This is a genomic window from Pseudomonas syringae group sp. 243L2 (assembly GCF_032587875.1).
GTDB classification, from domain to species: Bacteria; Pseudomonadota; Gammaproteobacteria; order Pseudomonadales; family Pseudomonadaceae; genus Aquipseudomonas; species Aquipseudomonas amygdali.
Genome location: NZ_JAWHPL010000005.1, coordinates 71,036 through 96,966, shown reverse-complemented (window position 1 = coordinate 96,966; position 25,931 = coordinate 71,036). Strand labels below are relative to the sequence as shown.

At 58.5% G+C, this 25,931-nt stretch carries 21 protein-coding genes and 1 tRNA gene; 11 read left to right on the top strand and 11 right to left on the bottom strand.

Annotation, left to right across the window (positions count from 1 at the left end):
• Positions 1 to 1,079 precede the first annotated feature (1,079 nt).
• Entirely contained in the window at positions 1,080 to 1,265 is a 186-nt protein-coding gene (locus tag RYB66_RS03520; RefSeq protein ID WP_004664555.1) for a hypothetical protein, read from the top strand.
• 255 nt (positions 1,266 to 1,520) lie between these two features.
• Here RYB66_RS03520 and RYB66_RS03515 read toward each other — a convergent pair.
• Both RYB66_RS03515 and RYB66_RS03510 read right to left on the bottom strand, forming a co-directional pair.
• Positions 1,521 to 1,610: transfer RNA gene (locus RYB66_RS03515), tRNA-Ser, on the bottom strand.
• Positions 1,611 to 1,788: 178 nt separating this feature from the next.
• A complete protein-coding gene (locus RYB66_RS03510) occupies positions 1,789 to 2,538 on the bottom strand; it encodes a 3-oxoacyl-ACP reductase family protein (protein WP_316893822.1) in 750 nt (249 codons plus the stop codon).
• 114 nt (positions 2,539 to 2,652) lie between these two features.
• Here RYB66_RS03510 and RYB66_RS03505 point away from each other — a divergent pair, with 114 nt between their 5' ends.
• Entirely contained in the window at positions 2,653 to 3,219 is a 567-nt protein-coding gene (locus tag RYB66_RS03505; RefSeq protein WP_316893820.1) for a cysteine hydrolase family protein, read from the top strand.
• Between the two features lie 12 nt (positions 3,220 to 3,231).
• Here the strand turns inward: RYB66_RS03505 and RYB66_RS03500 are convergent, their stop codons facing one another.
• From RYB66_RS03500 to mfd, 3 genes are all read right to left on the bottom strand, one after another.
• Positions 3,232 to 5,976, bottom strand: coding sequence for a DEAD/DEAH box helicase (locus tag RYB66_RS03500; protein WP_004664558.1), 2,745 nt, complete (start codon positions 5,974 to 5,976; stop codon positions 3,232 to 3,234).
• Positions 5,977 to 6,051: 75 nt separating this feature from the next.
• A complete protein-coding gene (locus tag RYB66_RS03495) occupies positions 6,052 to 6,576 on the bottom strand; it encodes a CsiV family protein (protein ID WP_057404814.1) in 525 nt (174 codons plus the stop codon).
• Positions 6,577 to 6,587: 11 nt separating this feature from the next.
• Positions 6,588 to 10,040, bottom strand: a complete 3,453-nt coding sequence (mfd, locus tag RYB66_RS03490) for a transcription-repair coupling factor (RefSeq protein ID WP_316891944.1) — start codon at positions 10,038 to 10,040, stop codon at positions 6,588 to 6,590.
• A 190-nt stretch (positions 10,041 to 10,230) separates the two neighbouring features.
• Here mfd and RYB66_RS03485 point away from each other — a divergent pair, with 190 nt between their 5' ends.
• Positions 10,231 to 11,694, top strand: a complete 1,464-nt coding sequence (locus RYB66_RS03485) for a glyceraldehyde-3-phosphate dehydrogenase (RefSeq protein WP_005734450.1) — start codon at positions 10,231 to 10,233, stop codon at positions 11,692 to 11,694.
• Positions 11,695 to 11,840: 146 nt separating this feature from the next.
• On the top strand, positions 11,841 to 13,103 hold the full coding sequence (locus tag RYB66_RS03480; protein WP_316893817.1) for an MFS transporter: 1,263 nt from the start codon (positions 11,841 to 11,843) through the stop codon (positions 13,101 to 13,103).
• 84 nt (positions 13,104 to 13,187) lie between these two features.
• Here RYB66_RS03480 and RYB66_RS03475 read toward each other — a convergent pair whose 3' ends face one another.
• Entirely contained in the window at positions 13,188 to 14,480 is a 1,293-nt protein-coding gene (locus tag RYB66_RS03475) for an MFS transporter (RefSeq protein WP_002552884.1), read from the bottom strand.
• A 417-nt stretch (positions 14,481 to 14,897) separates the two neighbouring features.
• Here RYB66_RS03475 and RYB66_RS03470 point away from each other — a divergent pair, with 417 nt between their 5' ends.
• Both RYB66_RS03470 and sthA read left to right on the top strand, forming a co-directional pair.
• A complete protein-coding gene (locus tag RYB66_RS03470) occupies positions 14,898 to 15,890 on the top strand; it encodes an FAD:protein FMN transferase (RefSeq protein ID WP_016982422.1) in 993 nt (330 codons plus the stop codon).
• Positions 15,891 to 16,056: 166 nt separating this feature from the next.
• The gene (gene sthA, locus RYB66_RS03465; RefSeq protein ID WP_004664563.1) at positions 16,057 to 17,451 is read left to right on the top strand and encodes a Si-specific NAD(P)(+) transhydrogenase; all 1,395 of its coding nucleotides are present in this window, start codon (positions 16,057 to 16,059) and stop codon (positions 17,449 to 17,451) included.
• 42 nt (positions 17,452 to 17,493) lie between these two features.
• Here the strand turns inward: sthA and RYB66_RS03460 are convergent, their stop codons facing one another.
• Complete coding sequence (locus tag RYB66_RS03460; protein WP_005744379.1) at positions 17,494 to 18,216, bottom strand: glycerophosphodiester phosphodiesterase; 723 nt, start codon at positions 18,214 to 18,216, stop codon at positions 17,494 to 17,496.
• Positions 18,217 to 18,288: 72 nt separating this feature from the next.
• A complete protein-coding gene (locus tag RYB66_RS03455) occupies positions 18,289 to 18,876 on the bottom strand; it encodes a PilZ domain-containing protein (RefSeq protein ID WP_002552888.1) in 588 nt (195 codons plus the stop codon).
• A gap of 102 nt (positions 18,877 to 18,978) precedes the next feature.
• On the opposite strand from RYB66_RS03455, the gene RYB66_RS03450 reads away from it, so the two are divergent.
• The 4 genes from RYB66_RS03450 to queF all read left to right on the top strand — a co-directional run bounded on the left by RYB66_RS03450 (position 18,979) and on the right by queF (position 23,202).
• The gene (locus RYB66_RS03450; protein ID WP_004659831.1) at positions 18,979 to 20,229 is read left to right on the top strand and encodes a lipoprotein-releasing ABC transporter permease subunit; all 1,251 of its coding nucleotides are present in this window, start codon (positions 18,979 to 18,981) and stop codon (positions 20,227 to 20,229) included.
• A 7-nt stretch (positions 20,230 to 20,236) separates the two neighbouring features.
• Positions 20,237 to 20,920, top strand: a complete 684-nt coding sequence (gene lolD / locus RYB66_RS03445; RefSeq protein WP_011168252.1) for a lipoprotein-releasing ABC transporter ATP-binding protein LolD — start codon at positions 20,237 to 20,239, stop codon at positions 20,918 to 20,920.
• 77 nt (positions 20,921 to 20,997) lie between these two features.
• Positions 20,998 to 22,242: a lipoprotein-releasing ABC transporter permease subunit gene (locus tag RYB66_RS03440; RefSeq protein ID WP_005744382.1), complete on the top strand. Its 1,245-nt coding sequence runs from the start codon at positions 20,998 to 21,000 to the stop codon at positions 22,240 to 22,242.
• A 129-nt stretch (positions 22,243 to 22,371) separates the two neighbouring features.
• Positions 22,372 to 23,202 carry an NADPH-dependent 7-cyano-7-deazaguanine reductase QueF gene (gene queF / locus RYB66_RS03435; RefSeq protein WP_316891943.1) on the top strand — a complete coding sequence of 277 codons (831 nt, stop codon included), beginning with the start codon at positions 22,372 to 22,374 and terminating at the stop codon, positions 23,200 to 23,202.
• A gap of 254 nt (positions 23,203 to 23,456) precedes the next feature.
• Here the strand turns inward: queF and RYB66_RS03430 are convergent, their stop codons facing one another.
• Complete coding sequence (locus RYB66_RS03430; protein WP_005782883.1) at positions 23,457 to 23,726, bottom strand: DUF4404 family protein; 270 nt, start codon at positions 23,724 to 23,726, stop codon at positions 23,457 to 23,459.
• A gap of 103 nt (positions 23,727 to 23,829) precedes the next feature.
• On the bottom strand, positions 23,830 to 24,438 hold the full coding sequence (locus RYB66_RS03425) for a hypothetical protein (RefSeq protein ID WP_005744386.1): 609 nt from the start codon (positions 24,436 to 24,438) through the stop codon (positions 23,830 to 23,832).
• A gap of 198 nt (positions 24,439 to 24,636) precedes the next feature.
• Between RYB66_RS03425 and RYB66_RS03420 the strand changes: the two genes are divergently transcribed.
• Positions 24,637 to 25,338 carry a VacJ family lipoprotein gene (locus tag RYB66_RS03420; protein ID WP_004659844.1) on the top strand — a complete coding sequence of 234 codons (702 nt, stop codon included), beginning with the start codon at positions 24,637 to 24,639 and terminating at the stop codon, positions 25,336 to 25,338.
• Positions 25,339 to 25,426: 88 nt separating this feature from the next.
• Here the strand turns inward: RYB66_RS03420 and RYB66_RS03415 are convergent, their stop codons facing one another.
• Positions 25,427 to 25,726: a PilZ domain-containing protein gene (locus tag RYB66_RS03415; protein ID WP_002552896.1), complete on the bottom strand. Its 300-nt coding sequence runs from the start codon at positions 25,724 to 25,726 to the stop codon at positions 25,427 to 25,429.
• Between the last annotated feature and the right edge of the window lie 205 nt (positions 25,727 to 25,931).

The window sequence follows — 25,931 nt, the reverse complement described above, 5'->3', positions numbered from 1 at the left end:
GCGTGCGCTATCAAAACGCCTTCAGGGCGTTTCGGTGGCCGTTTGAATCGGAGAAAGGGGGGGGCGCGTGTGAGGCCTGCTGCTAAACAAATCGATCCCACGACCATTTTTTCAAGCCTAGAAACCACTAAGCCCCTGAAGCTCTTCAACGAATTCAGGGGGGTTGTGTGTTTCAAATATGACGTTGAAGGAGGGATTCGAACCTGCCCGATATAGACCTCGGAAGGAAAAGGGTGTCTAAATTAGTGCAATCTTGGATGTTTTAGTCGGATGCACCTGACCGCTTTTTAAGTCGTCAACAATTTCTTGGACACATCTGGCCGACAGCTTTTGGTCGACTCTTTTGAACATGTCGTTTTTCTTCGAAATCGTCAGTAGGCTGGCCAGGAAACTTTGGCGGTGCACGTCACGTTTTCATATCACTGCTTTTCGCGCAAATAAAGCGCGGAGAAATATTCTGCTGGTGAACCGATTATTGATCCGACCAGCCAGCGACCACGCACGTTCTGTCCGATCCGTTATCGGCTGCCCAAGCAGCTGCCAGCATTGATCCTTGATCTGATTCACCGAAGTGCAAAGTGAGCCAGACCAAGGCGCTACGAAATTGGGTATACACCCTGCACATCAACGATCCATCGGGGCCGTAGTACGTCATCTTCTAGATCCGCAAAGCGGTGCAGCCAGGACGGCAGAAACAGGATCTGATAATCAGAAAAGCTTGTGGACGCGATTTCTGACGGCAATCTAGTACTTTTCAGAAAAACCCTAGGAAAAACCGGAGAGGCGACAAATATTCTGACACCGGGACGCGTGTGCTGCCTGACCTTGTGGCATGAGGCTATTAGCCCATTTGTGCTATTGATCGTATTGGGTTTCAGTACTCAAATGTGCCATAGAGAAGCGCATCTCTAAATCAAAAATCATACAGCTGACTTAGGGTCGCTGTTTGCCTGGTCACGTTTTAGGGCCGCGGCAGTGTACCTTGAGTGCCGATAATAAAGCGTTAAAGTCGGTAAGGTATTGTGACGTTCATGCAGCCTTTACAGGTTCGCATTACCTGCTAAAACTATGGAGCATTTATGAAAGATAATATGAAGAAAGTGCGTTCGCGAAATATTGGAATCGCCTTGGCGCTCGCATTGGGCGTTGCATTCAGCGGCACTGCAAGTGCGTTTACATTTGAACACGGGTGGAGTTGCCAGAATAAATGGTATCAAATGGGACTTATTGAACTGATTTCGTGCGGCGGTGGCGGCGAAGGTTGAGTTTTTTACGATACACGCTATGTGCGGTAAAAATAACATGTGCTTCAAGCCTGTACATGCCTGTGAAGATGCGGTCACACGGTCGCATCTTCACGCCGCATCATCGTGTCCGACGTCCTTGGCATTGCCACCCTTAATTTCTGCTCTGTCCCAGCTCTGTCCCATGTAGCGTCCAACGATCACTTTTTCAGACCCCAGAAACCACAAAACCCCTGAATTCTTCAGCGAATTCAGGGGTTTTGTGTGTTTCAAATATGGCGGTGAAGGAGGGATTCGAACCCTCGATACAATTTCTTGTATACACACTTTCCAGGCGTGCTCCTTAAGCCACTCGGACACCTCACCGTATCTCGATGACAACGTTGTGTCTGTCGAGGCGCGCTAATGTAGTCGAAACCTTTTCCTAACGCAAAACTTTTTTTCAGATTTTTCATGCGGTTAAGCAAATAAACGCTTATGCGCCACTGAAAAGCCCAAGAAGGCGGTGCGGCGCTGAGGCGCACCGCCGCTCGTATCGTGAAGTTCAGGCGCTGAAGCCGCCGTCGATGGTCAGGCTGGCGCCGGTTATGTAGCCGGCTTCCGGGCCTGCCAGGTAGGCAACGAAGCTGGCGATTTCTTCGCTTGTGCCGTAGCGGGGCAGGGCCATCAGTGCTTTCAGGGTTTCGGCGAATTCGCCCTGTGCCGGGTTCATGTCGGTATCCACCGGGCCGGGTTGGACGTTGTTGACGGTGATGCCCTGCGGACCGAGGTCGCGGGCCATGCCTTTGGTGAGGCCAATCAGCGCCGATTTGCTCATGGCGTAGGTTGCTCCGCCTGCAAAAGGCATGCGGTCGGCGTTGGTGCTGCCAATGTTGATGATGCGGCCGCCTTCTTCCATGTACCGGGCGGCTTCCTGGCTGGCGATGAACACGCTACGCACGTTGATCGCCAGGGTTTTGTCGAAGTCCTGCATGCTGAATTCATTGAGTGGCGCAATGGCCAGAATGCCGGCGTTGTTGACCAGAATGTCCAGCCTGCCAAGGGTTTCGGCGGTGGTCTGCACGGCCTGGCGAATGGCTTTCTCATCGGAGCTGTCTGCGCGAATGGCCAGGGCCCGGCCGCCATTGGCGACGATGCTGTCCTGAATCTCCAGAGCGTTGACCTCGGAGCTGACGTAGGTAAATGCCACGGCGGCGCCTTCTTTGGCCAGTCGCTGGACGATGGCTGCACCGATGCCTCGGGAGCCGCCCTGCACGAGCGCTACTTTGCCAGCGAGTTTAAGGTGTTCGATCATGATGTTCTCCTTGGGGGGCGGGTCTCGGACAAGCCTGAGCCTGTCGACGATTGCGACCAGAATAGACCTTGATTGCGATAGTCTTGCTGAACCAAAAGTTCGGACTGATTCATCATGGATATTCAAGGCAACAGCGCGCTGATCCTGATCGACATGCAGCAGGGGATCAATCATCCCAGGCTGGGGCGGCGTAACAATCCGCAAGCCGAGGCGAATATAGGCGCGCTGCTGGGTGCCTGGCGACAATCCGGGCGTCCGGTGATTCACGTTCGGCATTTCTCGACGTCGCCGCAATCAGTGTTCTGGCCGGAGCAGTCGGGGGTCGAGTACCAGTCAGCGTTCTTGCCGCACGCCGATGAGCGGGAGTTGAGCAAGCAGGTGCCTGACGCGTTTTGCGGGTCGTTTCTGGAGATGTGGTTACGCTCGGACGGGATCGGGCAGGTGGTGATTGTCGGTGTGATTACCAACAATTCCGTCGAGTCCACCGCGCGCAGTGGAGGCAATCTTGGCTTTAACGTGATCGTCGCGCATGACGCCTGCTTTACATTTGATCAAGCAGACTTCTTCGGCACGCCGCGCAGTGCCGAAGATGTGCACGCGATGTCGCTGGCCAACCTGCACGGTGAATACGCTACGGTGTTGTCCACGGCGCAGATCCTTCAGCATATTGCTGTCGAATAGCGCCGGACGGGTTTACTTGCGGGTTTTCTTCGGGGCTGCGGGAAGCGGGGCAAACAGGGCCTGAAGGTCTTCGTCGCGCAGTTTCCAGTCGCCGGTTGTGCGGCCATCAAGCACACCGGCTGCCAGCGCTGATTTTTCCCGTTGCAGGCGCTGGATTTTCTCTTCCACGGTGCCGCGCGCGATCATCTTGTAGACGAACACCGGCTTGTCCTGACCGATACGATAAGCACGGTCGGTCGCTTGATTCTCCGCTGCCGGGTTCCACCACGGGTCATAGTGGATCACGGTATCGGCGGCAGTCAGGTTGAGGCCGGTGCCGCCAGCTTTCAGGCTGATCAGGAAGATCGGCAGCTTGCCGCTCTGGAAGTCATGAATCGGCGTGCGTCGATCCCGGGTCGAGCCGGTCAGCAGGGCGTAGGCGATACCGCGCTGCTTGAGCTCTTCCTCGATCAGGCTGAGCATCGAAGTGAACTGCGAGAACAACAGAATCTTGCGACCTTCGGCCAGCAGTTCTTCGAACATCTCCATCAGGCTGTTGAGCTTGCCTGAAGTGCCCTGTTTGCTGTTGACCGGCATGTCCTGATTGACCAGACGCAGGTCACAGCACACCTGGCGCAGCTTGAGCAACGCTTCGAGAATGATTATCTGGCTGCGTGCCACGCCCTTGCGGGTGATTTCGTCCCTGACCTTCTTGTCCATCGCCAGGCGTACAGTTTCGTACACGTCGCGCTGGGCATCGTTAAGGTCGACCCAGTGGATGATCTCGGTCTTGGGTGGCAGCTCGGTGGCCACTTGCTCCTTGGTGCGACGCAGCAGAAACGGCTTGATACGCGCATTGAGGTGGTGGAGGCGGTCCTGGTTGCCATGCTTTTCGATGGCGGTGCGGTAATTGCTGTTGAATTCCTTGCTGTTGCCCAGCCAGCCGGGCATCAGGAAGTGGAACAGTGACCACAGCTCGCCCAGGTGGTTTTCCAGTGGCGTACCGCTCAGGCACAGGCGCTGACGTGCGTTGAGGTTGCGTGCGGCCTGGGCGGCCTTGCTGTTGGGGTTCTTGATGTACTGCGCTTCATCGAGAATCAGCACGTGGAAGGGCTGTTTTTCGAGCAGTTCCAGGTCCCGTGGCAGCAATGCGTAAGTGGTCAGGATCAGGTCGTAATCCTGCAGGTTGCCAGCGTCCTGATGACGATTGGCGCCATACAGGGCCAGTACCTTGAGGTCCGGGGTAAAGTGCTCGGCTTCATCCAGCCAGTTGGGTATCAGGCTGGTCGGCATGACGGCCAGCGCGGGTCGGTCGAGGCGTCCGGCCTGTTTTTCCATCAGCAGGTGAGCCAGGGTCTGCAGCGTTTTGCCCAGCCCCATGTCATCAGCCAGCACGCCGCCGACTTCCAGCTCGCGTAGCGACTGCATCCAGCTCAGGCCTTCCAGCTGATAAGGGCGCAGTGTGGCGTTAAGGCCATCGGGCAGGCTGACCGGCGCGTCCTTGATGTTGATCAGGCGTTCGGCGAAATGGCGCAGACGGTCGCCACCCTGCCAGGTCAGCGGCAGGTCTTCTAGCTGGGTAAGGCGCGCGGCATCGGCTTTACTCATGCGCAGCGCGTTGTTGCCCTCCTGACGCCAGTAGAAATCGCCCAGCGTCGCCAGTACCGGCTTGAGTCGGCCGTAGGGCAGGGCGATCTGCACCGGGCTGCCGCCGCTCTGGGTGAAGTGGTTGAGCTGCACCAGCAGTTGTTCTTCGTCGCCGCGCTTGGCCACTGCCGACGGGCTCATCAGTTCGGGGTGGCTGCGAATCAGGTTGATCAGGATCGGCAGCAGGCTCAGGCGTTCGCCGTTGACGATGATGCCCAGTTCCAGGTCGAACCAGTCGCGCTCGTTCTCTTCATCAATGACGGCATACCAGTCTTCCACGGGAGTAACGTCGAAGCCGAACTCGTCCTGAATGTCGATTTCCCAGCCTTGCTCGCGCAACCGTGGCAGGTCGTCGAGGACGAAATGCAGCCAGGCCTTGTCATTGGGCAGTTCGTACATGTCGCCGGCGCTGTCGGGCAGTGCCTTGCTTTGCCGGGTGGCGACCTTGAAGCCCAGGTCGGCCAGTTCCTGACGCAACTGCCGCTCCCGTTCGCCCTGACGACGGATGCGCAGGGTTTCGGTGTCGGTGTGCTCGATGATGTCGCTTTTCTGATTCACCAGATCGCTGCCCAGAGAACTGACCAGAATGCTGACGTTGGTGGTGCCGACCGCGTAATGCTTGCCGTAGGCAAAGGCGAGCGCGGCACGGTGCTGAATGTGCCGCTGCATGCGCCCGTTGCGCGGCTCGTAGGCACTGAACTCGATGCTGGCCAGAATCAGCCTGGGCCGTGGCTGCAGGTCATCGATCAGGCGCTCCGGCAGCCTGGGTTTTTGCTCGACGGGCTTTTCCGGCTCTTGCTGGTGCGAGGCCAGTGCGGCCTGCAGCAACGGACGGTTTTGCGGGTCCTGCAGAAACAGCAGGGCGGCCACGCAATGTTTGCAATCGTTGCGAACCGGACAGGTGCATTTGCAGGTCAGGTAATTCTTGTAGCGATCGGGGTCCTTGAACAGCAGTGTCTGGGTATAGATTTCCAGGCCCGAGCCCCGACAGGCGGTGCGGATGATCTGCGGGCTGGAGTCTTCCAGCACGATGCGTTTTTGCCGGGCGTAGTCGCGCCCTCGCTCGAGCGTTCGCTCGTGGAATAGGTCTGTCCAGGCCGCAGCCAGGACTTTTTCGAGAATGGACGACAAGTTTTAAAAAGCCCTACGCCGCAGCGATGCTCAAAAAGAAAGGGGGCGCCTTGGCGTCCCTTGCGTACGTAAAGATCAAAGAGGAGAAACTTTGATCAGCAACGCGAGGTTGCCATTGTCCAGATAGGTCAGCTCACCGTTTTTTACCCTGGCGGTCTGCTTCAATCGTTCACTGCTGATGACCACGCCATGCGGGTCCAGCTGGTTGACCCAGAATTGTGCACCAATATCGGTAAAACGTGCCATCGCCAGACTCACGGTGCCCTCGATAGGGAAGTGCCCAAGCCGCTCGTCACCACTGGTGACGGCAACCTTGCCCGGCTCGGTGCCGATGCTCTGCTGCCAGGCGCGCTGCATCAGCACCTGGTAATTGCCACTGCCCTGCAGTTTGCTGGCCAGATCATTGAGGGCGGGGCTTCGTTCATCGGTCGCGGCGATCTTCTGCGCGTCCTTGTCCCAGTTTTCCGGGACAAGCTGACGGGTCGAGGCGGGTTCGCCGTTCTGGCGAAACAGCAGAATCTCGACCTGATACAAGCCGTCGGCGAACGCGGTCGGCGCGATCAGCGTCAGCAGCAGGACCAATGAACGAAACAGACGCATGCGTGAATCCTTCAAGCAGTTTTCGGGGTCAGGCGCTCAAGCAGCGCTTCGATGGTATTGAAACGCTCTTCCGGGCGCTCCATGGGCACCAGGAATTTGAACAGCGTGGCACCTTCGAACTTGTAACGGTTGGGCTGGCTCTGGATCAGCTTGATCAGGGTCAGCGGATCAACTGGAGTCTCGGTCGCGAATTCGATGCGTCCACCTTGCGGGCCGCCGTCGATTTTCTTGATACCCAGCTGTTCGGCGTGCAGTTTGAGCTGCGTGATGCGCACCAGGTTCTTGGTCGGCTCCGGCAACAGGCCGAAGCGGTCGATCATTTCTACCTGCAAGTCTTTCAACGCCTCTTCGTCTGCCGCGTTGGCGATGCGTTTGTAGAGAATCAGGCGGGTGTGTACATCCGGCAGGTAGGCTTCGGGGATCAATGCCGGTACACGCAGGTTGATTTCCGGTCCGCCGCCCAACGGTTGATCGAGATTGGGCTGTTCGCCCTTGCGAATCGACTTGACCGCGCGCTCGAGCATTTCCATGTACAGGGTAAAACCTACGGCCTGGATCTGACCGCTCTGGCCGTCCCCGAGCAGTTCGCCTGCGCCTCGGATCTCCAGGTCATTGGTGGCGAGCACGAAGCCCGCGCCCAGGTCCTGGGTGTTGGCAATCGCTTCCAGACGCTTTTCCGCGTCGGGGGTGATTTGCTTGCGCGGCGGGGTCAGCAGATAGGCATAGGCCTGGTGGTGACTGCGTCCGACGCGGCCGCGCAACTGGTGCAACTGGGCCAGGCCGAACTTGTCGGCACGCTCGATGATGATGGTGTTGGCGCTCGGCACGTCGATGCCGGTCTCGATGATGGTCGAGGCGATCAGTACATTGAAGCGCTTGTGATAGAAGTCGCTCATCACCTGTTCGAGTTCGCGCTCGCGCATCTGCCCGTGGCCGATGCCGATACGGGCTTCCGGCACCAGTTCGGCCAGATCCGCCGCGCATTTCTCGATGGTTTTGACGTCGTTGTGCAGGTAGTAGACCTGGCCGCCGCGCAGCAACTCGCGCAGCAGGGCTTCCTTGATGGTCGGCTTGTTCTGCTCCATGACGAAGGTGCGTACCGACAGCCTGCGCGCCGGTGGCGTGGCGATGATCGACAGATCACGCATGCCCGACACGGCCATGTTCAGGGTTCGCGGAATCGGCGTTGCGGTGAGGGTCAGAATGTCGACCTCGCTGCGCAGTGCCTTGAGCTGTTCTTTCTGGCGGACACCGAAGCGGTGTTCTTCGTCGATGATCACCAGACCGAGATTCTTGATCTTGACGTCATCCTGCAACAGCTTGTGTGTACCGATGACGATGTCGATCTTGCCCTCGGCCAGATCGGCAACGGCGGCACTGACTTCCTTGGCCGACTTGAAGCGGCTCATCACTTCGACCGTCACCGGCCAGTCTGCGAAACGGTCGCGGAAGCTGTTGTAGTGCTGCTGGGCGAGCAGGGTGGTCGGCACCAGAATGGCCACCTGACGCCCGCCGTGCACGGCAATGAAGGCGGCGCGCATGGCCACTTCGGTCTTGCCGAAGCCCACGTCGCCACACACCAGGCGATCCATCGGTTTGGGTGCCAGCATGTCGGCGCGCACGGCCTCGATGGTGGTCTGCTGATCCGGCGTTTCTTCGAACGGGAAGCCCGCGCTGAAAGTGGCGTAGTCGGCTTTCGGGTCGGCGAAGGCATAACCCTCGCGGGCTGCCCGGCGTGCGTAGATATCCAGCAGCTCGGCAGCTACGTCGCGAACTTGTTCAGCCGCCTTGCGCTTGGCTTTCTGCCAGGTTTCCGAGCCCAGGCGGTGCAGTGGCGCGCTCTCGTCGTCGCTGCCGGTGTAGCGGGCAATCAGGTGCAGGTTGGCGACCGGGACGTACAGCTTGGCGTCCTCGGCGTAGGCCAGCATCAGGAATTCGGCGACCTGATTTTCGACTTCCAGTGTCGCCAGCCCCAGATAGCGGCCCACGCCATGGTCGATGTGCACCACCGGCGCGCCTTCACGCAGTTCGGTAAGGTTCTTGATGACGGCGTCGTTATTGCCGCCATCGGTGCGCTTTTCGCGACGGCGGCGCTGCATGACCCGCTGGCCGAACAGCGGGCTTTCAGCGACCAGCGCCAGTGCCGGTTGCTCCAGCAGCAGGCCGTCGTCCAGCGGGGCGATGGTGATTGCCAGCCTGTCCTTGCCATCGACGAAGTCCTGCCAGCTGTCGACCGTTTTCGGCCGCAGCTTCAGGCGTTCAAGCAGTTCCAGCAGCACTTCACGGCGACCGGCGGACTCGGCGGTAAACAGCACGCGACCGGGGAAGTCATCAAGAAATGTCGACAATGCCGCCAATGGCTGACTGGCCTTGGCTTCAATGGACAGATCCGGCAGGGTCTGGGCCGGGAAGCGTTCGCGTCCGGCTCCGGCATCGACATCCTGCTGGCTGGCCACCACGCGCGGCCAGTTTTTCAAGCGTGCAAAGCAGTCTTCCACCGGCAGGAATAGCTCGGCCGGTGGCAGCAGTGGCCGTGCAGGGTCGACGCGGCGTTCTTCATAACGGTTGCGCACGTCGTTCCAGAAATTCTCTGCGGCCTGCTCGATACCCGGCAGGGAAAACACCTGAGTGTCCTGCGGCAGATAATCGAACAGCGTCGAGGTTTCTTCGAAGAACAATGGAATGTAGTACTCGATACCGGCAGGCGTGATGCCGCTGCTCAAGTCCTGGAAAATCGGGCTGCGCCGGAAGTCCACATCGAAACGCTCGCGAAAGCGTGCCTTGAAGCGCGTGACTTCTTCTTTTTGTAGCGGGAACTCACGAGCAGGCAACAGGCGCACCGACTCGACCTTGTCGATGGAACGCTGCGTGTCCGGATCGAAGGTGCGCAGGGTTTCGATTTCATCGTCGAACAGGTCAATACGGAACGGCAGCTTGCTGCCCATCGGGAACAGGTCGATCAATGCGCCGCGCACGGTGAACTCGCCGTGCTCGTAAACCGTGTCCACGTAGCGATAGCCGCTGGCTTCCAGGCGCGTGCGCATGGCCTCCACATCAAGCTTCTGGCCGACATCCAGCACCAGGCTGCTGCCGAGCAGGAATTTGGTCGGCGCGAGTCTGTGTAGGGCGGTCGTGATCGGTACTACCAAAACGCCATGCTCCAGCTCCGGCAGGCGATAAAGGCTGGCGATGCGCTGGGAAATGATGTCCTGGTGCGGCGAAAACAGGTCGTAGGGCAGGGTTTCCCAGTCCGGGAAGTGCAGAACCGGCAGCGTGGGCGCGAAAAACTTCAGCTCCTGCTCCAGCCGCTCGGCGCTCTGGCTGTCGGCGGTCAGTAGCAGGGTAAAGCGCTTGGCTGCGCTGGCGGCCTCGGCAATGGCCAGGCTCAGTGCGGCACCGGGAAGATTGCCCCAGTGTTGTTTGCCTGCAGCGGCAGAAAGATGCGGTAGACGCAGAACTGGCACGGGAAGGTCGGGCTCCAGGCGTTGCAACAGGGGCGGCGATTGTAACGGGGGAAGGTGGTGGCTGTCAGTTTTCCAGAGTGTTACCGCGTATTTACGGGCGAAAATTATGTAGTGCCCATCGATATGACAGTCGCGCATTGCTCATAAACAAAGGCGCGGTCATAATGTAGCCCCTTTTTTCAGCCCCTACATGTGGAAGGTTCCCGTGACTCAGAAGCCCGACCAGTGTCTTGGTGAATGGATCGATCGTGAAGCTCTCGCCGAAGCGATGATCCCGCTCATCGGTCAGCTCTACCGCAATAATAATGTGGTGAGTTCGATCTATGGCCGCAGCCTGATCAACCGTTCAGTCATCGCGATTCTCAAAGCTCACCGCTTTGCGCGTCATCGTCAGTCCGATGCGGTTGAGTTGTCCGTACACGAGACGTTCCCGCTTGTAAAAGCGATGAGCGAGCTCAAACTGGGTGCCGCTTCGGTGGACCTGGGTAAGCTGGCCGTGAAGTTCAAGACTGAAGGCAACGGCCGCACGCCCGAGCAGTTCGTACGTGAGGAGCTGGCCAGTGTAGTGGGTCAGCAGGGCACCAGCCCGCGCAAGGGCACCGATGTCGTGCTTTACGGTTTCGGTCGTATCGGTCGCCTGCTGGCGCGGATTCTGATCGAGAAGACCGGTGGTGGCGACGGTCTGCGTCTGCGTGCCATCGTGGTCCGCAAAGGCGCGGAAAACGATCTGGTCAAGCGTGCCAGCCTGCTGCGTCGTGACTCGGTACATGGTCCGTTCGATGGCACCATCACCATTGATGAAGCCAACAGCACCATCACTGCCAACGGTAACCTGATTCAGGTCATCTACGCCAAGAACCCGTCCGAGGTGGATTACACCCAATACGGTATCAAGGACGCTCTGCTGGTGGACAACACCGGTGTATGGCGTGATGCCGACGGTCTGGGTCAGCATCTGGCCTGCCCTGGCGTCGACCGCGTGGTATTGACCGCGCCGGGCAAAGGCAAGCTGAAGAACATCGTGCACGGTATCAACCACGGTGAAATCACGGCGGACGACAAGATCGTGTCCGCGGCATCCTGCACCACCAACGCCATCGTGCCGGTGCTCAAGGCTGTCAACGACAAGTTCGGCATCACCAATGGTCACGTTGAAACGGTTCACTCGTACACTAACGACCAGAACCTGATCGACAACTTCCACAAGGGTGACCGTCGTGGTCGCAGCGCTGCGTTGAACATGGTGATCACCGAAACCGGTGCCGCCACCGCTGCTGCCAAGGCACTGCCTGAACTGGCCGGCAAGCTGACCGGTAACGCGATCCGCGTTCCAACGCCGAACGTGTCCATGGCCATTCTCAACCTCAACCTCGAGAAGCCGACCACCCGTGAAGAAATGAACGAGTACCTGCGCTACATGGCGCTGCACTCGGACCTGCACAAGCAGATCGACTTTGTGAACTCGCAGGAAGTGGTGTCCACTGACTTCGTCGGCTCGCGTCACGCCGGTGTTGTGGATGCCGAAGCCACCATTGTCAACGATAACCGCGTTGTGCTGTACGTCTGGTACGACAACGAGTTTGGCTACAGCCACCAGGTTGTTCGCGTGATGGAAGACATGGCAGACGTCAATCCGCCTGCCTTTCCGCAGTAAATGTTGAACGCTTGAACTGCCCGGTCTGACCGGGGCATCAGATAAACGGGCCGAACCCTGCGCATGCAGGTTTCGGCCCGTTTTGTTTTGTGGCTGACCATGAGAATCTGTCACGCGCAGATTTTCTGGACGATGGAGTATCAAGGATGAGCAGTTCGGCCATGGACGGTTCGCAACCCCCCCTCAAAAGCAGCTTCTTCCTGCTGTTTCTGACGATCTTCATCCCCTTTGGTCTGGGGCATTTCGTTTCCTACCTGTTTCGTACCGTCAATGCGGTGATCTATGTCGATCTGCAGGCCGACCTGAGTTTGCCCGCGAGCAGCCTGGGGTTGTTGACTGGCGTGTATTTTCTGACCTTCGCTGCCGCACAGATTCCCCTCGGCGTCATGCTTGATCGTTACGGCCCGCGCAGCGTGCAGGCGCCGATGCTGTTGTTCGCAGTCGCCGGTTCGGTCATCTTCAGTATTTCCAGCACCGAGACAGGGTTGTTGATCGGGCGGGGTCTGATTGGTCTGGGCGTGGCGGGTTCGCTGATGAGTGCGATCAAGGCATGTGCCATCTGGTTGCCGGTCGAGCGTTTGCCACTGAGTACTGCCTGCCTGCTGTCGATTGGCGGGCTGGGCGCGATGGCGTCGACCACGCCTTTGCATGCGTTGCTGAGCTGGCTGACCTGGCGAGAAGCGTTTCTGATGCTGGCGCTGCTGACCTTTTGTGTGGCCGTGGTCATACACCTCAGTGTTCCCAAAGCCTACGAGACCAGAAACACCCGCTACAGCGATATGTTTGCCGCAGTCGGCAAACTTTACTCTTCCTGGACGTTCTGGCGTCTGGCGTTGTATTCAGTGTTTTCGCACGCCATCTACATGTCGGTACTGTCGCTGTGGATGGGTCCGTGGTTGCGTGACATGGCCGGGCTGAGCGATTCAGGCATGGCCAATGTACTGCTGTTCGGCGCCATCGCGATGGTGGCAGGGTCTCTGACGTTTGGCACGATCACTGATTATCTGCGCAGGTTCGGTGTACAGCCGATCATGGTCTGTGGTGCAGGGATGGTGATCTTCATCGGCTTCCAGATGCTGATGGCCAGTGGTCTACCGGTGTCACCCTATATTGTTGCGATGGGCTTCAGCTTCTTCGGCACGTCGACCACCATGAACTACGCCATTGTGGCGCAATCGGTGGCACCGGAGCTGGCGGGCAGGGTCAGCTCTTCCTTCAATCTGGTGGTGTTTGTGCTCGCGTTCTTCCTCCAGTGGCTGATGGGATTGGTGCTCAACCTGTGGCCGGTTGCGCAGGGTGCCGGTCATCCGCTTGAGGCCTATCAGTGGTCGCTGGGTTTAATGATTGCGTTGCAATTGCCCGGGGTGCTGCTCTGGCTTGGCTTTCGACCCTGGAGGCGCGCTGTCTGAAAAAGCAAAACCCCGGCCGAGATCAACTCGTGCCGGGGTTTTTGCTTTTAGCCGTTACGGCTATCTGATCGATCAAGCGATGAATCAGGCGGTTGCAGGTGCTCCGGGCGCTTCCAGCTTCTGCCCGCCTTTGCGGAACAGCACCAGCGTAGCAACCAGACCCAGCACAGCGGCACCCGTCAGCCAGATACCGGGCGCTGCCTTGTTACCCAATTCGTGAATCAGGTAAGTACAGGCCGCCGGGGTGAAGCCACCAAAGGTTGCGGTCGCCAGGCTGTAGGCCAGCGAGAAGCCGGTGGTGCGGACTTCGACCGGCATGATCTCGGTCAGCGCCACGACCATTGCGCCGTTGTAGGAACCGTACAGGAACGAGAACCACAGCTCGACCATCAGCAGGTGGCTGAAGCTTGGGTGCTCTACCAACCACGACAGCGCAGGGTAGGCGGTGGCGATGGCCAGCACGGTCGCTGCAATCAACAGCGGCTTGCGGCCGATACGATCCGAGAACGAGCCCATGATCGGCAGCCAGATGAAGTTGGACACGCCGACGCAGACGGTCACCAGCAAGCTTTCCAGGTCAGTCAGGTTCAGTTCGTTCTTGCCGAAGGTCGGGGTATAGGCGGTAATCAGGTAAAACGACACCGTGGTCATCACTACCAGCGCCATGCCGCCCAGCACCAGACCAAAGTTCTGGCTGATGGAGCGCACCACTTCACGCAGCGTCGGGCGGTGCGTGCGGGCTTCGAACTCCGGTGACTCTTCCAGCGAACGGCGGATGATGAAGATCGCCGGCACAATCAGGCAGCCGATCAGGAACGGCACGCGCCAGCCCCATTCGCCCATTTGCTCCGGGCTCAGCCAGTGGTTCAGACCAACGCCCAGCAAACCGGCGAATACCACTGCAGCCTGTTGGCTGGCGGACTGCCAACTGACGAAGAAGCCTTTGCGACCTGGTGTCGAGATTTCAGCGAGGTACACCGAAACACCACCCAGCTCGACGCCAGCCGAGAAGCCTTGCAGCAGGCGACCGAGCAGCACCAGCAGCGGTGCAACAACGCCCAGAGTGGCGTAACCCGGCACACAGGCAATCAGCAAAGTGCCCATTGCCATCATCGCGAGGGTGATAATCAGGCCCTTGCGACGTCCGTGACGGTCGATATAGGCACCGAGAAAGATCGCGCCCAAGGGTCGCATCAGGAAGCCTGCGCCGAAGGTCGCCAGCGACAGCATCAACGAAGCGAATGCGCTGTCGGATGGGAAAAATGTCTTGGCAATGGCCGTGGCGTAAAAGCCGTAGACCATGAAATCGAACATCTCGAGGAAGTTACCGCTGACAACGCGAAAGATCGCTTTGCCCTTACTTGTTGTGGAGGCCATTTAGTTACTCGCTCAGGCTCGTCGGCTTGGAGTCCGTTGTCGTTTTTTTATCCCGTTTACATCGCCATTACGTGTGTGCGACTGGCGATGCACATTTGTAACAGTATGTGTAACAGGGCTCAAAGACAACCGTTTCGGCGATTTGCTATTACTTAACAGACGCTTGACAGGTATGACTGGTCGATGCGTGCACGGCTTATCAACCAGATGAAACCGGATGAACAGGCATGCCGTATGGGAACCATAAGCCCGACACTGACCACTCAATGCTTTGGTCGGCCTCATATGGTTGAAGCCGGCCCTGGTCCGAGCGGGCCGCTACGGAAGGTTTCTGTCTTGCCTGCCAATGATGGCAAGTCACTCTGAAAGGTTTTTTTAGTGCGGGGCATCAGTTTGCGTGGGTTTTGCAGGGTTGCAGTGTGCCTGGTGCTGCTGGCGTGTGCTGGTTGCGGTCAGGAACGCAAGCTGGAGAGCTTTGGCGGGCCGGCCATGGGCAGTCACTATTCAGTGGTGTACGTGCGCGCCTCCGGGCAGCCTGAACCTGAGGTCGTGCGCCCGCAGATCGAATCAATTCTGGCCGAAGTCGATCAACAGATGTCGCTTTGGCGCAGTGACTCGGATATCGAGCTTTTCAATGCATTGCCTGCCAATAGCTGCCAGACCATGCCCGAACCGGTTTTGAAACTGATCGGTGTTGGCGAGCAGCTGTCACGGGACAGTGATGGTGCGTTCGACCTGACGGTGAAGCCGCTGATGGACCTGTGGGGGCTGGGCGCTCATGCACTGTTTGAGCAAATGCCGCTGGTGCGCCAGTTGGCCCGCACTCGGGCGACGGTGGGCTATCGCGGTCTGCGTGTCGTCGGGCAGCAGTTGTGCAAAAGCGACGCTGTGCAAGTGGACCTCAACAGTATTGCCGCCGGTTATGCGGTAGATCGCATCAGTGAGCGCATGGAAAAGCTGGGGTTGCACGATTATCTGGTGCAAGCCACGGGTGAACTGAAAGTCAGCGGGCTCAAGCCCGACGGTTCGCCCTGGCGAGTAACGCTGGACGCGCCGCTCGACGATGGCAATGTCACGCAAAAAGTATTTCCGCTGAAGGGCTACGCCGTATCTACGTCGGGCGACTATCGTCGTTACGCCGACCATGACGGGTGGCGCATTTCCGATACGCTCGATGCCTTGACCGGTAAGCCGATCAGCCACAGCCTGGCGTCGGTGACGGTCATTCATCCCTCGGCGCTGATGGCTGACGGCCTCTCCTCACTGCTGTTGATTCTCGGCCCGCGGCGCGGCTGGAATTATGCGCAAGAACATAAAATCCCTGCTTTTTTTGTGATTCGTGCCGATAAGCGCTTTATCATCCGCAGCAACGCGTCGTTTGATCGTCTGGCAGTGGAGCAGCCACGGTAAGTCAAGAGGCCGGAACTTCCGGTCAATTGCCACCTTGCACAGACAAAAATTGGCCTTCGACGCGACCAAGGGTTAATGTTCGCCGCCTCGGTGCAGCGCTAGACTGCGCCGCGTGATTTAGCCAGAGATGCCAGAGTGGCGCCTCGGTCTGTTTAAAGGAGTACGCATGGCTGTCTACAACTACGACGTAGTGGTACTGGGTTCCGGCCCTGCCGGAGAAGGCGCGGCAATGAACGCCGCCAAGGCGGGGCGCAAGGTCGCCATGGTCGACAGCCGTCGGCAAGTGGGCGGTAACTGCACCCATTTGGGCACCATTCCGTCCAAGGCTCTGCGTCACTCGGTCAAGCAGATCATTCAGTTCAACACCAATCCCATGTTCCGTGCCATCGGCGAGCCACGCTGGTTTTCGTTTCCGGATGTGTTGAAAAACGCCGAAATGGTCATCTCCAAGCAAGTGGCCTCGCGCACCAGTTACTACGCCCGCAACCGCGTCGACGTATTCTTCGGCACCGGCAGTTTTGCCGACGAGACCAGTGTCAACGTGGTCTGCTCCAACGGCGTAGTCGAAAAGCTGGTGGCCAACCAGATCATCATCGCCACCGGTTCGCGCCCCTATCGTCCGGCCGACATCGATTTCAGTCACAAGCGCATCTACGACAGCGACACCATCCTCAGCCTGGGCCATACCCCGCGCAAGCTGATCATTTATGGCGCGGGCGTGATCGGCTGTGAATACGCCTCGATCTTCAGCGGTCTGGGTGTTCTGGTCGAGCTGGTGGACAACCGTGACCAGTTGCTGAGCTTCCTGGATTCGGAAATCTCTCAGGCATTGAGTTATCACTTCAGCAACAACAACGTGATGGTTCGCCACAACGAAGAATACGAGAGGGTCGAAGGCCTGGACAACGGCGTTATCCTGCACCTCAAGTCCGGCAAGAAAATCAAGGCAGATGCGTTGCTCTGGTGCAATGGCCGTACCGGCAACACCGACAAGCTGGGGCTGGAAAATATCGGTCTCAAGGCCAACGGTCGTGGCCAGATCGAGGTGGACGAGAACTATCGCACCAGCGTTTCCAATGTCTATGGCGCAGGCGACGTTATCGGCTGGCCAAGTCTGGCAAGCGCTGCCTACGATCAGGGCCGCTCGGCGGCTGGCAGCATGGTCGACAACGGCAGCTGGCGCTATGTCAACGACGTACCAACCGGGATCTATACCATTCCGGAGATCAGTTCGATCGGCAAGAACGAGCACGAGCTGACCCAGGCCAAGGTGCCGTACGAAGTGGGCAAGGCGTTCTTCAAGGGCATGGCCCGTGCGCAGATTTCCGGTGAGCGGGTCGGGATGCTGAAGATCCTGTTCCACCGCGAAACGCTGGAAGTGCTGGGCGTGCATTGCTTCGGTGACCAGGCTTCCGAGATCGTGCACATCGGTCAGGCGATCATGAGCCAGCCGGGTGAAGCGAACACCATGAAGTACTTCGTCAACACCACGTTCAACTACCCGACCATGGCCGAAGCCTATCGGGTAGCGGCATACGACGGCCTCAACCGGCTTTTTTAAGCGACTCCGGCCGGTGGCCTGAGCCGGCCGGGGAGACCGACTTCAGCGACTCCCGAGCGTGGCGGTGGCCAAACCGGGAAAGTCTGTAATCAGGCTGTCGACGCCGAAATCAGCGAGCCTGCGCATCAGTGCAGGCTCGTTGACTGTCCACACTGACACATGCAGGCCCTGACGCTGTGCTTTCTGCAGGCGCTCCGGGGTACACAGTGTCCAGTTCAATGCCAGAATTTCACAGCCGTAGCTTTGCGCGACCTTCAACGGGTCGAGCCAGGCGTACTCGGCCACCAGCCCGCGCGAGATGTCCGGCGTCAGGTCCAGCGCGGCGCGCAACACTTCACGAGAGCTGGAAGTGATGGTGACCTTGTCGAGCAAGCCATGACGCTGAGCCATTTCACGAATGGCCAGAACGGTGTTGGCGGCGCGGGTGCGTGAAGCGCTTTTGACTTCCAGTTGCCAGTGCTCGAAATCGCATTGCTCGAACAACTCTTCAAGACGCGGAATCGGGCAGGGCGAGACCCAGCCGGGGCCACCTTTGCGCGCGTCATAGGTCACCAGGTCGGCCGCCAGATGCTCATTGACCTTGCCGCGTCGGTCGGTGGTGCGCTTGAGGGTCGGGTCGTGAATGACCATCAACTCTCCGTCCAGTGAAAGATGCAGGTCCAGTTCACAGCGGCGCACGCCGTGCTTGATGCATTCCTGGAAGCTGACCAGGGTGTTTTCCGGTGCTTCGCCCTTGGCGCCGCGGTGGCCGTAGATAAAGGTCACGTTTACTCCTGGCCGTTAAGGCACCCACTGCTGATATGAAAATGATGAGGTGAAAAGAGATATACCGGAAGCTCAATTGCCGGATGGCTGACCCTGTTCAAGGGCCTGGCGTCGATGCTGAGCCTGACGCTGCAACACGTGCCGTGCGAGCAATTGACGTTGAGCGTCCGGCAGATTGACGAAGTCGGTGCTGATGTCAAAACCGCCATCTGCCCGTGCATCGCACTGGCTGACCCTGGCGCGCAGCATCAGACCTGCCGCCTGGGGCATCAGCACCATCTTGATCGACAGCTGTTCGCCCACGGCAAAACCTTGTTGTGAATTGAATTGAATGCCGCCTTCGGACAGTTTTACCGGCTGTGGAGCGCCCAGTTTGCCCAGTGCCGTGTGTGCAACCACTTCGCCCAGCAGGTCGATGCGCTTGCTCAACGACTTGAGAAAACTGTTCAGCACCCGGTCGCGCTCGTCGAGTTGGCGCATCAAATGCTGTGATTCGAACTCGCTGACGTGTAGCTCGCTGAGCAGGTCGAACAGTGTCGAGGTGTCCTGCATGGCGTCCTGACTTGCCTGGTCGGCACCAGACAGGGGGTTAATTTCCAGTGCGACGCTGTCGTCGATACGGTAGTATTCGCGGCGTCCTGCTTCATCTAATGTCGACATGGCGAACCCAAGCTAGCGGCGGTGGTCTGAGAGTTTCGAGTGTAAAGCTGCACGTCAAGGCCCGCCACATGGACGTCCTCATTCCTGCGAACAAATTCCTACATGTTCAGACCTCTTTTTGTATTTATCGGCACGCGCTACACACGTGCCAAGCGACGCAACCATTTTGTTTCGTTCATTTCCCTGACGTCCATGATCGGCCTCGCCCTCGGCGTGGTAGTGATGATAGTCGTGTTATCGGTGATGAATGGCTTCGATCACGAAATGCGTACCCGCGTGCTGGGCATGGTGCCGCACGCGACCATCGAATCGGCTGACCCGATCACCGACTGGCGTGGCCTGGCCGCGAAGGTTCAGGAAAACCCGCAGGTGCTGGCCGTTGCGCCATTCACACAAATGCAGGGTTTGCTGACCCACGACGGCAAGGTTCAGAAGGTGCTGCTCAATGGCATCGACCCGGCCGAGGAGCGCAAGGTCTCGATCATTGACCACTTCATCAAGCAGGGCCAGCTCGACAGCCTGTCTCCCGGCAGTTTCGGCATCATGATCGGCGACAAGGCGGCTGCCAAACTGGGCGTCGTGGTCGGCGACAAACTGACCTTTGTCGCGCCTGAGGTGACTGTCACGCCTGCCGGCATGTTCCCGCGCATGAAGCGTTTCGAGGTGACCGGTATATTTCATGTCGGCGCTGGCGAAATCGACGGCTTTCTGGGGCTGACCAACCTCGATGACCTGGCCCGTCTGCACCGCTGGAAGCCCAATCAGGTGCAGGGCCTGCGGCTCAAGTTCGATGATCTGTTTGCAGCGCCGCGCACTTCGTGGGAAATCGCCCAGAAACTGGGCGAAAACAATTTCTATTCCCGTGACTGGACACGCACCCACGGCAACCTCTATCAGGCCATCCGCATGGAAAAAGCCATGATTGGCCTGTTGCTGTTGCTGATTGTGGCCGTTGCGGCATTCAACATCATTTCCACGCTGGTGATGGTGGTCAATGACAAGAAGGGCGATATCGCCATTTTGCGCACACTGGGCGCGACACCGCGGCAGATCATGGCGATCTTCATGGTGCAGGGCACGGTGATCGGGGTGGTCGGTACGCTGATTGGCGCTGCGCTGGGCATCCTTGCAGCGCTTAACGTCAGTGCTGCCATCGCTGCGCTGGAAGGGCTGATCGGCCACAAGTTTCTCAACGCCGACGTCTATTTCATTGATTACCTGCCTTCGCAACTGATGGCCCAGGACGTATTCCAGGTCTGCGGTGCGGCGTTGGTCCTGAGTTTCCTCGCCACCCTGTATCCCGCCTGGCGTGCTGCGCGCACCCAGCCGGCGGAGGCGTTACGTTATGAGTGAGTCGGGCATGTCTGATAAAGCAGTATTGAGTTGCCGCAACCTGGGTAAATCCTACGAGGAAGGCCCGGAGTCGGTCGTGGTGTTGTCCGGTCTGCAACTGGAGCTGCATCCCGGTGAGCGGGTGGCTATTGTCGGCAGTTCGGGGTCGGGCAAAAGTACTTTGCTCAATCTTCTCGGCGGCCTGGACACACCTTCCGAAGGCAGTGTCTGGCTGGCGGGCGAAGAATTGTCGGCGCTGGGCGAAAAGGCGCGTGGCTTGCTGCGTAACCGGGCATTGGGTTTTGTCTACCAGTTCCACCATTTGCTGCCCGAATTCACGGCGCTGGAAAACGTCTGCATGCCCTTGCTGATCGGTCGGACGGCGATACCCGAGGCCCGTAAACGCTCCACCGCGTTGCTCGAACGTGTCGGCCTAGGCCATCGTCTTGCGCACAAGCCTTCGGAGCTTTCCGGTGGCGAGCGGCAGCGTGTGGCCATTGCTCGTGCGCTGATCAATCAGCCCGGTCTGGTGATGCTTGACGAGCCGACCGGCAACCTCGATCACCACACCGCGCAGGGCATTCAGGACCTGATGCGTGAGTTGAGCACTTCATCGCGTACGGCGTTTCTGATCGTGACCCACGACATGAGCCTCGCCAGGCAGATGGACCGCGTCCTGCGTCTGGAAGACGGCCGCCTCGTCGAGGCCTGATTGACCCGGCCCGGCGCAACTCATCGCGTCGGGTTCTACGTTTTTTATACGGTGTTTTTTCCCACGGTGCTTCGCGAATGTTCAGACCGTTACCCATCTTCATCGGCATGCGCTATACCCGCGCCAAACGCCGCAAAAGCTTCATCTCGTTCATTTCGATGACTTCGATGATCGGGCTGGCACTCGGTGTGCTGGCGATGATCGTGGTGCTGTCGGTCATGAACGGTTTCCAGCGGGAAATGAGTTCGCGAATCCTGGGCATGGTGCCGCATGCGGTTATCGCCGGTGCCACACCTGTGGATGACTGGAAACCGCTGGCCGACGCAGCGTTGAAAAATCCTGAAGTCACCGCTGCTGTACCGTTTACCGACATGGAAGGCATGCTGTCCTACAAGGGCTCGATGCAGCCGATCCAGATCAGCGGCGTTGACCCTGCGCTGGAGCATGAGGTGTCGATCGTCACTCAACACATTACGCGTGGAAGTCTTGAAGACCTGAAGCCGGGCGAATTTGGTGTGGTACTTGGCGATATAACCGCGCGTCGCTTTCGCTTGAGCATCGGCGACAAGCTGACCCTGATCGTACCGGAAGTCAGCAGTGCGCCGGGCGGCATCACGCCGCGCCTGCAACGTCTGACCGTCGTGGGTATTTTCAAGGTCGGTGCCGAGCTGGACGGCTCGATGGGCTTGATCAACATTGCCGACGCCGCGCAGATGCAACGCTGGCAACCCAATCAGGTTCAAGGCGTGCGACTGGCGCTCAAGGACCTGTACAAGGCGCCTCAGGTGTCCACAGCCATTGCTGCCGGTCTGGGTGCCGGGTATCACGCCGATGACTGGACCCACACTCAGGGAAGCCTGTTCAGCGCCATGAAAATGGAAAAGACCATGATCGGCCTGTTGCTGCTGATGATCGTTGCGGTTGCGGCGTTCAACATCATTGCCACGCTGATCATGGTGGTCAATGACAAGGGCGCGGACATCGCCATTCTGCGTACCATCGGCGCCACGCCGCGGCAAATCATGGCGATCTTCATGGTCCAGGGCACGGTGATCGGTATTGTCGGCACCCTGATCGGCGGCGTGCTGGGCATTATTGCCGCGCTGAACGTCAGCAGTCTGGTCGGTTGGGTCGAGCGGGTCAGTGGCCAGCACATCTTCAGTTCCGACGTGTACTTCATCAGCAACCTGCCTTCCCAATTGCAGGGCGGCGATGTGCTGCTGATCTGCAGTGCCGGGTTTATCCTGAGCTTTCTGGCCACGATCTACCCAGCCTGGCGCGCCGCGCAGATCCAGCCTGCGCATGCATTGCGTTATGAGTGATCAGAACCGAGTGTCCTCGCCGAGGCCGCATTGCGGCCCGCGACGGCTGCGGGCTGAAGCGGATTTTCGCTGAAAGCCCGTCGCAAACGCTATAAACTCGCCGCGTTAATTCATGATCCAGGTATCGCCATGCATCCCGCAGCCGAACACTCGCCGCTGGGCAAGTCCAGTGAGTACATCGCCACCTATACGCCGTCTTTGTTGTTCCCGATCCCCCGCGCTGCAAAATGGGCCGAGCTTGGGCTGACGGCTCAGACGCTGCCTTATCAGGGTGTCGATTTCTGGAACTGTTACGAGTTGTCCTGGTTGCTGCCATCCGGCAAGCCAGTGGTGGCCATTGCCGAGTTCAGCATTCCGGCCGATTCGCCGAACATCATCGAATCGAAGTCCTTCAAGCTGTACCTGAACTCGCTGAATCAGACCGCCTTCGCCACTGTCGAGGAGGTGCAGACAACCCTCGAACGGGATCTGTCAACTGCGGCCGGAAAGCCGGTTGGCGTGCGCATTCGCAGTCTGAGCGACATTGAGGGGGAGGGTGTGGCGACTTTGCCGGGCGTTTGCATCGACGATCTGGATATCACGGTCAGTAGCTACGATCGCCCTCAGCCAGAGCTGCTGCGCTGCGATGAGTCGCAAATTATCGAAGAAAGCGTGCACAGTCATTTGCTCAAATCGAACTGCCCGGTTACCAGTCAGCCCGACTGGGGCAGTGTGGTGGTCGAGTATCGCGGGGCGGCGCTGGATCACAGCAGCCTGCTGGCTTACATCGTCAGCTTCCGCCAGCATTCGGACTTTCACGAGCAATGTGTGGAAAGAATCTTCCTCGACCTGCAGCGTTTGCTCAAACCGGAAAAACTGACGGTTTACGCACGCTACGTGCGCCGCGGTGGTCTGGATATCAACCCGTATCGCAGCACAGAAACGCTGGACGTGAATAATCGCAGGCTGGCGCGGCAGTAGTATCGTCTGGGGCTCAGGGCGTGGACGCAGAGCGTCCGCAACGGCATTCCCACGCGGAGCGTGTGGAACGATAGTTGTCTGTGTCCATCAGTGCCGATGCAGCGCGTCGTTACCCACTGGCTGATATTTCCAGGTTCAGGATTGTCGTGCCGACGCTCCGCGTCGGCATGCATTGGGTGACGCTCTGCGTCACAACTCTACGCCTCACCATGCATCAGCGGCCTTACGCAGAGCCAGCAGAGCGGCATTCCCCATCAGACTCCGATATTGCCCAGCGTCTGCACGATGTTGCGCAAGGTGCCAGCGATGGTCGGATGCTCCAGCTCGAAACGCTCGACGGCCAGGTTCACGCCGTCAGCCAGACTGCTGTCCTGTTCATGGGTGGCGTGTTCCAGCTGAATTTCAGTTTCGATTTGTTGCATGAGTTCGTGAAGATTTTCCCGGTCAGACTCCGAAAGCGGGGGGTTATGCTCCAGTTGCTCGCGCAGGGTGTTGAGTTGTTCTTGCAGTTCGCGGGCGGGCATGACGTGCTCCTTGATTGATAAGTCTGTCTCATGGACTTCGCCGAAGAGCTAAAGGTCCGTGATCACTCAAGACTAATCCAGTCAGTGCCTGACTGCATGTGTATCAGGGTTTTTCACCTTTGCTGCGGCGTAATGCGATATCGGCCAGGCAGGACTCCAGATCGCCAAGGTGATCAATGACCGAGTGTACTCCCAGCGAATAGAGTTTGAGCGTGGCCTGCGCGCGTCGCTGCTCGCGTTCGGCGTCACTCAGTGCCTGCCATTGCGAAGGCGAAAGTCCGCACAGTGGCCCGCAAGACGCCAGGCCAATGGTCCACAGCCCGGCATTCAGCCCTGACTGTAGCAAGCGCGGGTCGCCGCTGATCAGCACGCAGCCATCCAGCTGGCTGACCTTCAGGGCCATCAGCGCCATCCAGCAAGCATCCGGGGCGGGCCATTTGGCGGTTGGGCGAGGGGCGGGAATCATCCAGTCACTTACTGGCTCAGCCAGCGTAGCGCTGACGGTTTCAGGCAGCTCGTCAAGCCAGGCGCAAGGCATTCCCTGATCACGTAGAGTGCGCAGAATATCCGTTGCGCCAGGTGTGAGCTGTGTGTGCTCATGGCCTGGTGCAAGCGAGGTCGCGGCCTGTGCACCGAAGTCCACCAGACAGCCGCTAAGGCCGAACAGCAGGGCGGGGAAGGTTGGCAGAGGCGTGAGGACCGGCGCGAGCATGAGGAACTCTCTGAAATATCCAGAAACGCTACCGGTATTTTGTGACACTTCGATGAATGTGCGATGACGGGGTTTATCCGGAACCCTTTGCTGACAGACCTGCCTTATTCATGACAGAAGGCTTTATACTCCCTGTCCTAGCGTGTGGGGCGTAGCACCCGCGTCATTATTTCGATATCTCGATCAGGAGTGTCAGCTATGCCCGTGACCGGTGCAGGCTTTATCAAGCGTTTGCTGCAATTGTCCCTCTGTGCCGGCATTGCGCTGGTGCCGGTAGCCGTTCAGGCCGCCGAAGATGACCCGTGGGAAGGCATCAACCGCTCCATTTTCAGCTTCAACGATACCCTCGACGCTTATACGCTCAAGCCGCTGGCTAAGGGTTATCAGTACATCGCGCCACAATTTGTCGAAGACGGTATCCATAACTTCTTCAACAACATCGGCGATGTCGGCAACCTGGCGAACAACGTGCTGCAAGCCAAGCCTGAAGCGGCCGGTGTCGACACTGCGCGCCTGATCGTCAACACCACGTTCGGGCTGCTGGGTTTCATTGACGTGGGTACCCGCATGGGCCTGCAACGCAACGATGAAGATTTTGGCCAGACACTGGGCTACTGGGGTGTGCCGAGCGGCCCGTTCGTGGTGATTCCGCTGCTGGGTCCAAGCACCGTGCGTGATGCCTTCGCCAAATACCCGGACACCTACACGTCTCCGTACCGCTACATCGATCATGTGCCGACCCGTAACACGGCGCTGGGCGTCAACCTCATCGATACGCGTGCCAGCCTGCTGTCTGCCGAGCGTATGGTCAGCGGTGATCGTTACACGTTCATCCGTAACGCTTACCTGCAGAACCGCGAGTTCAAGGTCAAGGACGGAAAGGTCGAAGACGATTTTTAATCGACACTTTACCTCTGCGTGAATCAATAAAGGCGACCCTGGGTCGCCTTTATTATTTTTTGAAAGTGTGAAGTAATTCCGCCTGCAGTCAGCGCATCGAGACGATGGAAAGCCCCAGTTTCTGTCCGCCGCCTTCTTCGTCATTGACCCACACCACCTCGGTTTCGGCCTCAAGTCCCTTGAGCGCAGGATGATCAGAGTCGATGCTCACGCTAAGCTTGTCCCCGACCTGGAATGAGCGTGGTGCCTGGACCTGCATGCCTGAGCTGGAAAGGTCAATGCATACGGCGGGAATCACCTGGCCCGCGTGGATCAGGTTGACGTCTGCTTCGACGCGCATGCGGATGTAATCCCGCTTTTCCTCGTAGTTGCGATCATTTCCACTCATGTACAGTCCTTCGTTTTAGTTGCTGATTTGTGAGTTCTTATAACTCCGGGTGATTTGCGATGTAAAGAGCGCAAAGTGAGGATAGGAGCATGCTTGAAACACCCGTCGGATGGGAGTACCGTCTGCGCCTTGAAGGGCACCTCTGAGACACGCCACGCACATCCAGTTGTCGCGTGTTATTACGGAGAGGCTAGAAGCGAATCCA

Excerpts from the sequence above, each read along its gene's own strand:
- RYB66_RS03520 (WP_004664555.1), top strand. The coding sequence starts at position 1,080 with ATGAAAGATAATATGAAGAAAGTGCGTTCGCGAAATATTGGAATCGCC.
- RYB66_RS03485 (WP_005734450.1), top strand. The coding sequence starts at position 10,231 with ATGTGGAAGGTTCCCGTGACTCAGAAGCCCGACCAGTGTCTTGGTGAA.
- RYB66_RS03495 (WP_057404814.1), bottom strand. The coding sequence starts at position 6,576 with ATGCGTCTGTTTCGTTCATTGGTCCTGCTGCTGACGCTGATCGCGCCG.
- queF (WP_316891943.1), top strand. The coding sequence starts at position 22,372 with ATGCATCCCGCAGCCGAACACTCGCCGCTGGGCAAGTCCAGTGAGTAC.
- RYB66_RS03420 (WP_004659844.1), top strand. The coding sequence starts at position 24,637 with ATGCCCGTGACCGGTGCAGGCTTTATCAAGCGTTTGCTGCAATTGTCC.
- RYB66_RS03425 (WP_005744386.1), bottom strand. The coding sequence starts at position 24,438 with ATGCTCGCGCCGGTCCTCACGCCTCTGCCAACCTTCCCCGCCCTGCTG.
- RYB66_RS03415 (WP_002552896.1), bottom strand. The coding sequence starts at position 25,726 with ATGAGTGGAAATGATCGCAACTACGAGGAAAAGCGGGATTACATCCGC.
- RYB66_RS03510 (WP_316893822.1), bottom strand. The coding sequence starts at position 2,538 with ATGATCGAACACCTTAAACTCGCTGGCAAAGTAGCGCTCGTGCAGGGC.
- RYB66_RS03450 (WP_004659831.1), top strand. The coding sequence starts at position 18,979 with ATGTTCAGACCTCTTTTTGTATTTATCGGCACGCGCTACACACGTGCC.
- RYB66_RS03475 (WP_002552884.1), bottom strand. The coding sequence starts at position 14,480 with ATGGCCTCCACAACAAGTAAGGGCAAAGCGATCTTTCGCGTTGTCAGC.
- sthA (WP_004664563.1), top strand. The coding sequence starts at position 16,057 with ATGGCTGTCTACAACTACGACGTAGTGGTACTGGGTTCCGGCCCTGCC.
- lolD (WP_011168252.1), top strand. The coding sequence starts at position 20,237 with ATGTCTGATAAAGCAGTATTGAGTTGCCGCAACCTGGGTAAATCCTAC.
- RYB66_RS03480 (WP_316893817.1), top strand. The coding sequence starts at position 11,841 with ATGAGCAGTTCGGCCATGGACGGTTCGCAACCCCCCCTCAAAAGCAGC.
- RYB66_RS03455 (WP_002552888.1), bottom strand. The coding sequence starts at position 18,876 with ATGTCGACATTAGATGAAGCAGGACGCCGCGAATACTACCGTATCGAC.
- RYB66_RS03440 (WP_005744382.1), top strand. The coding sequence starts at position 20,998 with ATGTTCAGACCGTTACCCATCTTCATCGGCATGCGCTATACCCGCGCC.
- RYB66_RS03430 (WP_005782883.1), bottom strand. The coding sequence starts at position 23,726 with ATGCCCGCCCGCGAACTGCAAGAACAACTCAACACCCTGCGCGAGCAA.
- RYB66_RS03505 (WP_316893820.1), top strand. The coding sequence starts at position 2,653 with ATGGATATTCAAGGCAACAGCGCGCTGATCCTGATCGACATGCAGCAG.